Below are 9,070 nucleotides of genomic sequence, written 5' to 3' on the forward strand. Positions count from 1 at the left end.
AATTTAAATGCGTTTGCCCTGCTGCGTTTGCCGTATGCCTTGATTTTATAGCATTATCCACCACAAATCGAAGTGCGGTGGCAGGGCTGTACCAGATTTCATGATCTCCTTTACCCTGCCGCTCAAATGAGCATCCGTTTTCGCGAAGTATTTTTTTCAGATCCTTTGTAAAATTCCCCATCAAACAGCCGCCCGATGCGCAATCTCAAACCGCCGGGTAAAGACTTCAAATGGAGTTTCCTGTTCCACATCCTCACCATTGGCCTCCAGCAGCTCGGGTATCATGACTTTCAATTTTTCAATCAATCCTTCCAATGTTGCACTTTCAGTTGCAAGGCCGAGGACATCCTCACTGCTTGCCACCCATACATCTGCCTCGTCATCCCATTCCGCTCTTATAAAATAAGGTTTTTTATTCATTCAGCCCTCCGTGTTTCAATCTGCAATGATCACATTAGCACCCGCAATGGGGGCTTTATAATTCAAAAAAAATCAAGCCGTTTCAAAGGCGAATCCCACGATGTTGCGCTCTTTTCTTGAAAAATCAATGCCCACCAGAATCACATCTTTTCCTGCCTGGACATATGCATCATGGTATCTTTTTTCCCGGATCTGATCTATGGCTTTTTTGCCGTCCCCCAGGATTTCCACGACTATGAACTCCATTACATATATTGTCTGATCTGTTTTGAGTACCAGGTCGGCACGCCCATGGCTGGTGCTTTCCTCGGGATGAAGGTCAAGCCCGAGGGAGGCCAGAAACGCGTAAAGAACCGAGGCGTAGTAACCTTCATACCGGTCCAGATCACCGGCGGTGTACCATTCCCAGGGAATGGATGAAAAAAGAGACTGAATCAAAACTTGTATCTTATCCATTTCCCTTAATTTCAGTGCTTTTGACATCTTCAACCGCAGACTGCAGATTACAGCACCACCGGACGTGAAATAATCCAGAAGATGCATATTTAGACTGACACGCACCTCCTGATTGGGATAATCCAATGTGAAAATCCTCTGCCCCGGGGCCAGTGTTTCCACTGATTTTACCGTCAGATACCCTGACTGGAACAGTACCGCCTCCGGAAGCAGGCGAGCAAGGTCAAATCCGGAAAGCAGGCCCTGGTCTATCTCAATATGTGATAGATCCGGAATGTACACCTTGTTTTGGTACAGGAGTTTGATTAGAAAACTGGGGGTAGCGCTTTCAAACCAGTAGTTGCCATACTGTCTCTTTTTCAGGAATAACAGCACATCAAAGGGATTGTAAACCCTTTCTTTTCCCAAAAAGGAGTACCCATTGTACCATTCCCGCAGCGTGTCTATATCCACCCCGTCAAGACGTTCGTGGAAGGTCCCGGTCAATTCCTTTTCCGTATAGCCGCAAAGCGCCCCCATTTCAGGCTGGAGACTGATATCTTCAAGATTGTTCAGATCGCTGAAAATACTGACTCGGCTGAATTTGCTCACCCCGGTGATGAAGCAGAACCGAATATACCGGTCGCTGTCTTTGATGACAGAGTAGAAATTTTTAAGACCGTCTCGCATCTCTTCGGCTTTGGAGGGTTTAAGGGAAGCCGGACCAAGCATCAGCGGATGGGCATTGGTTCAAGAATAATTTGTCGTAATCCAGTCTTTATATGACTCATTCAGCAGTTGCTTCCACCATGGTTGATGCTCCAGGAACCACGTAAGGGTTTTGCGGATGCCGGTTTCAAAGGATTCTTCGGGTATGAATTCAAGATCATCCTTGATCTTTTCGGCATTGATGGCATACCGCCGGTCATGCCCTGCCCTGTCTTTCACATGGGAGATCAAGGTGGCTGGATGTTTTGCCTGTGCTGCCGGAGATTTGGCAAATCGTTCAGACAGGCTTTTATCGGTGGAAAATTGTTCCAGCAACAGGTCACAGATTAGATGCACAATATCAATATTTGCCCATTCATTGGTGCCGCCGATATTATATGTCTGTCCGGGTGTCCCTTTTTTCAATATCAGGTCCACACCCCGGTTGTGGTCGTCTACATAAAGCCAGTCCCGGATCTGTTTGCCGTCACCATATATTGGCAGGGGTTTATTAAACAGGATATTGATAATCACAAGGGGGATCAGTTTTTCCGGGAACTGAAAGGGGCCATAGTTGTTGGAGCAGTTGCTGATGGTGGTATCAAGGCCGTAGGTTTCGTGGTATGCCCGGACCAAATGGTCAGAGGATGCCTTGCTGGCTGCATAGGGTGAGTTTGGTGCATAGGGGGTTAACTCTGTAAAAGGCGGGTGATCAGGCCCTAATGTGCCATACACCTCGTCTGTTGAAATATGGTGGAACCTGTGGGGTTTACTGCCCGAGTCCAGCCAGATCTTTTTGGCGGCTTTCAGCAGGGTGTGAGTGCCGACAATATTGGTGTTGATAAATTCATCCGGGCCGTGGATGGATCGGTCTACATGGGACTCTGCTGCAAAATGGACAATCGTGTCAATGTTGTGATCTTTAAGCAGGGTCTCCACAAGGGGTTGATCCAGAATGTTGCCGTGGACAAATTTAAATTTTGGATTTTTCTCAGCGCGTATCAGGTTGACCCTGTTGCCAGCGTAGGTCAGGGCGTCCAAAACCACGATGTGGTCTTCCGGGTATTTGTTGAGCCAGTAATATACGAAGTTGGTGCCGATGAAACCGGCACCGCCTGTGACAAGGAGTTTTTTCATTTCAGTTCCTGCAGTCTGAATCTCAATCATTGCGCCAGTGGACCGGCATTATATCCAAAGCCTGTCACAGAGATGCACAGGCCGAATCCGAGAAGGATGAGTGTTCCTGGTTCGAAGATAGCTTCGCCCTGTCGATTACATTGCGAAAATGCTGCCGTATACGACAAAGGAATCGAATTTATTGTAATTTTAAACTATTTAGTTTCGGGTTTGGTTCTAATTTCGCTCAGAAACACTACGGACTTTATCTATGCCTCAAGAGTAAAAAAAGCAATCAAATTTTCATAAAATTCGATTATGGTTTAATTTTGAGCCTGATTTGTCAAATCAAATAAGCACCTTATGTAAAAGGTGGGACACACCCCTATTTCTGGATGGACACTATTTACAAGATTCAATTTTCCAGATATCCCGGGCATACTCCCTGACAGCTCTGTCGCTGGAGAATTTTCCTATATTTGCCGTATTTAAAATGGAACATCGGGTCCACTGCTCCTGATCCTGATAAAGGGTACGGACCCTATCCTGGGCCTGGATAAAGGCGCGAAAATCAGCAAGGACAAGATAGCGATCTCCAAGGGCCATCAGCGAATCCCAGATGGGCAGGAAAAGATTGGGCTCTCCCGGAATAAAATGATTCAGCCTGACCATGTCCAGCGTGGTTCGCAGCTCTTCATCGCTATTGTAATAGTCCCATGGATTGTATCCTTGGGCCCTCTTTTTTTCCACCTCTTTGGCGGTCAGACCAAAAATAAAGATATTGTCTTCACCTACCTCTTCCATGATCTCGATGTTGGCTCCGTCAAGGGTGCCGATGGTCAGCGCCCCGTTTAATGCAAATTTCATATTTCCCGTACCTGACGCTTCAAGTCCCGCCGTTGAAATCTGCTCAGACAGATCGGTTGCGGGTATGATCTTCTCAGCCTGGGAAACACAATAATTCGGTAAAAAAACAACCTCAAGTTTATGGTTAACATCCGGATCATTATTCACAAGATCCGCAACGGAATTGATCAGCTTGATAATCAGTTTTGCCTGGATATAAGAAGGAGCCGCCTTGCCGGCAAAAATAACCGTCCTTGGCACAATCTCTTTGGAAGAATCCTTTTTTATCCGGTTATACAGGGTGATGACATGGAAAATATTCAACAGCTGACGTTTGTATTCGTGAATCCGCTTCACATGAACGTCAAACAGCGTATCAGGGTTTACATCCATGCCCACTTTCCGTTTGATATATTTTACCAAACGCGCTTTATTGGCCAATTTTACCTGACGCCATTTTTCACGAAAAGCAGGATTGTCTGCATGGGGAATAAGTTTTTTAAGTTGGTCAAGATCGGTAATCCAGTCTGATCCAATGGTGTCGGTGATAAGGGATGATAAAGCCGGGTTTACCTGGAGCAGCCACCGTCGAGGGGTCACGCCGTTTGTGACATTGATAATTTTCCCCGGAAAAATAATGTTAAAATCGTGAAATAATTTATCTTTGAGAATCCTGGAATGAAGGACGGCCACGCCGTTGACCGTGTGGCTCCCCACAATGGCCAGATGGGCCATACGCACCCTTTGTTCCGAGCCGTCTTCAATTATGGAGATACGGTGTAATAACTGGGGGTTGTTCGGATACTGTTTTTCCACCATGTTTAAAAACCGTCTGTTTATCTCGTAAATGATCTCCATATGACGAGGCAGCAACCTTGAAATAAGGCGGACCGGCCAGGACTCCAGGGCTTCTGGAAGCACTGTGTGGTTGGTATAGGCAAACGTTTTTACTGAAATTTCCCAGGCAGTCTCCCATTCAAGGTCTTCCTCATCGAGCAATAGACGCATGAGTTCGGGAATGGCAATGGCAGGATGGGTGTCGTTGAGCTGAACCGCAACCCGGTCTGGCAATAATTTGAAATCCGGGTTGTGCTTTTTAAACCTGCGCACAATATCCTGGAAGGTGGCCGCCACAAAGAAATACTGCTGTTTGAGGCGAAGTTCCTTGCCCACATCTTTCTCATCACTGGGATAAAGCACCTTGGATATATTTTCCGTGAGTACCTTGCTCTCCATTGCGCCAATATAGTCGCCCTGATTAAACTCCTCCAAAGAAAACTCCTGGCTGGACATGGCTGCCCACAGCCGCATGTTGTTCACATTCTGGGTACCGTAACCCGGAATAAGAATATCACAGGCCATGGCATTCATGTCTAACGTATCCACCCACCGGTAACAAAGCTTGCCCGAACTGTTTTTATAGAGTTCAGACCTGCCGTAAAACTGAACATTGTATAAAAATCCCCGGCGCTTGAATTCCCAAGGATTGCCCCATCGCACCCAGTTATCGCATTGTTCAACCTGATACCCGTTCACAATGGTTTGATAAAATATGCCGTAATCATACATGATACCATAGCCATATGCCGGGATATTCAAAGATGCCATGGAGTCCATGTAGCACGACGCAAGCCTACCCAAGCCCCCGTTGCCAAGGCCTGCATCCCACTCCTGCTCCTCAATCTCCTCCATGGTAAAACCGGTTTCTTCCAGGGTTTTTTCGCACGCTTTGTTCAATTGCATATTGGTGACATAATTCATTAAAAACCGGCCGGGCAAAAACTCCAGGGAAAGATAATAGACCCGTTTTGCACTTCTATCGTAGAAAGAACGCTGGGAGTTGAGCCACCTTTTCACCAACCGGTCACGGACACTGTAGGCCAACCCCTTGTAATAAGTGTCTTTCCTGGGGGGATAAAAATCATTCCCCATGGTTGTCATGATGTGATGTTTGATATCTTCGTTAAGATCTGTGGCTGGCTGGTCATTGCTTTCCGGAGTCTTACCCGGATAACGTTTCTGGTTTTCCATGATACACTTCCCCACTTATAATAAGAGTAACCCCCAAAATCAATCTTCCTGGTCCTTTTTGCAGCCACCGCCTTTTTCGCCGGTGCCCGGATCCAGTCCAAGGTGCTCACGGACGCTGCATATATCATTGCCTTCCACCACCCAGGAACCGTCATGGGCCACCACCAGGGGCACGAAAGAGACATCAGCTTTATTGAGCAGATCAAACGTTTTGTTTATACGTTGGTTCGCCTTTTCACAGCCCTTTGCCGGGCCAATTTTTTTCATGGTTTTATATGCACCATAGCCAAGGTGTTCGCAGATGACATGGGCAGTCATGGCTTTGCTGTTTTCTCCCAAAACCGGATATATGACCAGTTTCAGGGCAAGATCCGCTTCTGCTGCAACTTCTTCTAAGCCGTCAAGAAGCGCCTTGCAGTGGCTGCAGGCCGGATCTGAAATAACATAGATGAATTTATCAGACACGCCTCCCGGCGCAAAGCTCAAAGAAACCAGATCTGCCAGCTCTGGGCCATGGAGTTTAAAAAACGATTTACGCATCTCCACATCCTTTGCCTCTTTCTCCTTGGCTTTTTTTCTTTCTGCATCAGCAACCTCAGAGAGGCTGGACATGGTCATCCGTGTGATGGATACACCGTTTTTATACATCTGGCCGGCCACAATGAAATCCTTGCCCGCGTATACCGGCGCAAGACCGCCGTTAATGGAGAGTACGGCTTCACAAAGAACGCCCTGCTCTTTTTTAAATACCAGTTCCGCATCTTTGGGTATAGAGACCTGGGTTTGTAACCAGGCTAAGGTAACGTGTTCGCATACCGATTCTGCATGCCCCGAAGAAACACCGGCTGAAAATATGAAAAATCCCAGCATAAAAACAGCAAGGCGCCTGAAACACATTCCGGGTGTAATGATCTTTTTCATTAGGGTCAACAAAATAGTCAACAAAATATTTTCCTTTACTAGTATTAATGCCCGTCTACGGAAGAAAGTCGCGGACTGGGTGTACAAAACACGTCCACATTATCAATGCACAAAAAGGACTGGCGAATCCTTGCCGCCTTGATCCTTGCCTTTTCCACACTTTGGGCCGGTATTTTATTCTTCTCATACCAGAGATCAGGATCTGATAAAAATTCAATCAGATGGGTTTCAGCCTGGTCTGCATTCTTACAGGACTTCACAAGATGGGGAGTGAATGCGGGCCCGTATTTTTTATCTGCGATTTTCTGGGTCTGCTTTCTGGCATTGTCCCATAAATTATCCGGGTCCAGAAGGATAATGGGGGCCAGAGGATTTTCATGAAGTTTCATGGATGTGATGGTGATGCTCAACTCTTCGGCACTGCCGTACCCACCGGTATTGATAACGGGCAGGTTGCTCAATTTCTGCAGATGATCCTGGCGGGCAAGGCGCAGGCCTTCATTATATTTAATAAACCCGTCACAGGTGGTTAAAGAGGCCTGTTCCTCCCCTTCAAGCTCAATGGCGATGCCCACACTCATGATATTGTGCCGGCGGGCCAAATCATTGGCTTCCTTCATTAGACCGGGCCCCCCACCGTGGACAATGCCCATCTCATCACCTAAACGCAGGGCCAGGCGATTAATCAAATCAATGGTCAGGCCGTTGTCCACAGCTTTGGCATGTGACCCGTAAAAGGCAAACCAGAACCTTACCCGATCAAAGCGCTCCCAGTCGTCAGGTTCCATGAAGCACCCGTGGTAAAATGAATATAGTTTGTCGATCACAGGATCGTACCTCATGAATTCGCACCTGTCCTGACCGGCATGGGTCAAAGAGATCATGTGCCGTATCTCGTCATCGGCGAAACACGGATTTTCCGCATTTATAAGAAATGTGCATAACCCGGTTCTTCTCAGCGCATCCACCACTTCCCGCTCCGGAAAATCCCGGCCGATAAATACCCGGGAATTGACCCCGCCCAGAACGGACAGCTTGCCAAGAGTCTCCTTGAGCCTGTCACCCAGGGTTTCTGGAATGGTCGGCTCATGGCGGCGCTGGGTACTTTTGGCCAGACAGTTTTTAATGATCTCCAGTTGGGCTTCCCCTTTGATATCCATGGCCCGGGGCACCTGGATGAAATTACCCTTGTACAGGATCAGGCCCATGGCTTTTTCATCCAGAATATCGAACAGATTGGATACCTCTGCATGGGTAAGCAGATCGCACAGCCGGTACCCTTCCTTTACCCTGGTCTTTTCCAGGGGGACGGTCAAGGGGTTGTGACTTCTAAAAAAACGAATGCGGATACGAATATCACTCAAAGGTACCGGGGTTTTCCCAAAATGATACAGTTCCACCTGCCGGTTTCTGAAGGTGCGGAAAGGATCCAGCACCCTGGCAGGCAGATGGATGATGTCATCTTTTTCCGGGGTAACCACGGCATCAATGATACCGTAAATGTCACCCAAAGAAATTTTAATCGCCCCCACAAAAAGCGCACCCGGATTTAGAAGGGTATGATCCGGATCCATGGGCACCCTAGACCGAATGGCATTCAGGGCGCTTCGCCCCTTCTTAATTACCGCGTCAATACTGGATCGGATCATGGCTTCGGGTTCAAAACAATATTGGAAAGAGGAGAGTGCCACCTCAATATAGTCGCACGTTTTTCCGGTTGAAGCATCGATTTCCTGACGGATATCAAACCCTTCATAATACCCCTTGCCCACCCGGTTGCCCACAAAAAGCCGTTTGTGAAGATAATGGCGAACATCCCGGATACGCAGTTCCGGATCCATAACGACCAGCCGCCCGATTTCATCCCCAGTCTCAAACAAATCAAGGGCGTTGGTCAAAAGTGGGTTCAGATTTCGGATTATACCGGAAAGCAGAATCTTTGAACCGTCAATCTCCGGCGTCGGCGGGGTTTCACCGCGCATGTGGGTGTCGGTCAAAATGCCCATCTGGGCATTGCCGCTTCTGCCGGAAAAAAACCAGGGTTTGCCCTCCTTTAAAGAAGATACGATATAATCCGACACTTTGGGGAACAAAAACCGAAGATCCATCTGCTCTTCTCCGGACGCATGAAGGGCAATGGTATCAATATAACCGTCCGGGCTGACTATTTTGGGTATGTCCATCAAAAGCCTTATTTTCAAGTGAGCTTGTGCAAATAACCTGAACCATCAAGGGGTAAGCATAAGTCCGGGGTACTTATACGTCAAGAAAAAATACATTTTGAAAAAACTGGATAAATCAATGTCCAGCCGGTTAATTACCAAACAAGCGCTTAGACCATATCCGCCCACGACTCTTAGCGTTTGAAGGAAAGATTTTGCTTGACCCGGGACCCGATTCTTGTTAACCATCATCCCTTATGAAAGTTAACCAAACATTGCCGGATAAAAGGCAAACGATCCTTGAGGTTTTGTACCGGTCGAATGGTGAACCTGTTTCCGGGGTCAAAATCAGTGAAGCAACCGGAATTTCCCGGGTTGCGGTCTGGAAACATATTAAGGCATTAAAGCAGGCCGGCGTCGATATTAAGGGC

The 9,070-nt window shown here is 47.4% G+C and carries 8 protein-coding genes; 1 reads left to right on the forward strand and 7 read right to left on the reverse strand.

The features are described 5' to 3' along the window. From B3D59_RS14940 to B3D59_RS14970, 7 genes are all read right to left on the reverse strand, one after another. Positions 1-181: type II toxin-antitoxin system HicA family toxin (locus tag B3D59_RS14940; protein ID WP_286821221.1), on the reverse strand; the 181-nt coding region annotated here is incomplete at its 3' end. Continuing rightward, positions 181-420, reverse strand: a complete 240-nt coding sequence (locus B3D59_RS14945) for a DUF1902 domain-containing protein (protein WP_277000159.1) — start codon at positions 418-420, stop codon at positions 181-183. The genes B3D59_RS14945 and B3D59_RS14940, both read right to left, overlap by 1 nt. A 72-nt stretch (positions 421-492) precedes the next feature. Beyond that, positions 493-1,587 (reverse strand): AAA family ATPase, encoded by a 1,095-nt coding sequence (locus tag B3D59_RS14950; protein WP_286821231.1) that lies wholly within the window; start codon positions 1,585-1,587, stop codon positions 493-495. 18 nt (positions 1,588-1,605) lie between these two features. After that, complete coding sequence (gene rfbB, locus B3D59_RS14955; RefSeq protein ID WP_286821236.1) at positions 1,606-2,700, reverse strand: dTDP-glucose 4,6-dehydratase; 1,095 nt, start codon at positions 2,698-2,700, stop codon at positions 1,606-1,608. A 381-nt stretch (positions 2,701-3,081) separates the two neighbouring features. Then, positions 3,082-5,556: a glycogen/starch/alpha-glucan phosphorylase gene (locus B3D59_RS14960; protein WP_286821240.1), complete on the reverse strand. Its 2,475-nt coding sequence runs from the start codon at positions 5,554-5,556 to the stop codon at positions 3,082-3,084. 39 nt (positions 5,557-5,595) lie between these two features. Next, complete coding sequence (locus B3D59_RS14965) at positions 5,596-6,501, reverse strand: thioredoxin fold domain-containing protein (RefSeq protein WP_286821244.1); 906 nt, start codon at positions 6,499-6,501, stop codon at positions 5,596-5,598. Positions 6,502-6,521: 20 nt separating this feature from the next. Beyond that, on the reverse strand, positions 6,522-8,660 hold the full coding sequence (locus B3D59_RS14970; RefSeq protein WP_286821247.1) for an LOG family protein: 2,139 nt from the start codon (positions 8,658-8,660) through the stop codon (positions 6,522-6,524). A gap of 236 nt (positions 8,661-8,896) precedes the next feature. Between B3D59_RS14970 and B3D59_RS14975 the strand changes: the two genes are divergently transcribed. Then, positions 8,897-9,070, forward strand: a 174-nt coding sequence (locus B3D59_RS14975; protein ID WP_286821252.1) for an HTH domain-containing protein, incomplete at its 3' end; no start/stop codon positions are given.

This window comes from Desulfobacter sp. UBA2225, assembly GCF_002348205.1.
GTDB lineage: Bacteria > Desulfobacterota > Desulfobacteria > Desulfobacterales > Desulfobacteraceae > Desulfobacter > Desulfobacter postgatei.

Bases quoted from the DNA above. Each gene is read 5' to 3' on its own strand.
- B3D59_RS14945 (WP_277000159.1), bottom strand. From the start codon at position 420: ATGAATAAAAAACCTTATTTTATAAGAGCGGAATGGGATGACGAGGCA.
- B3D59_RS14950 (WP_286821231.1), bottom strand. From the start codon at position 1,587: ATGCTTGGTCCGGCTTCCCTTAAACCCTCCAAAGCCGAAGAGATGCGA.
- rfbB (WP_286821236.1), bottom strand. From the start codon at position 2,700: ATGAAAAAACTCCTTGTCACAGGCGGTGCCGGTTTCATCGGCACCAAC.
- B3D59_RS14960 (WP_286821240.1), bottom strand. From the start codon at position 5,556: ATGGAAAACCAGAAACGTTATCCGGGTAAGACTCCGGAAAGCAATGAC.
- B3D59_RS14970 (WP_286821247.1), bottom strand. From the start codon at position 8,660: ATGGACATACCCAAAATAGTCAGCCCGGACGGTTATATTGATACCATT.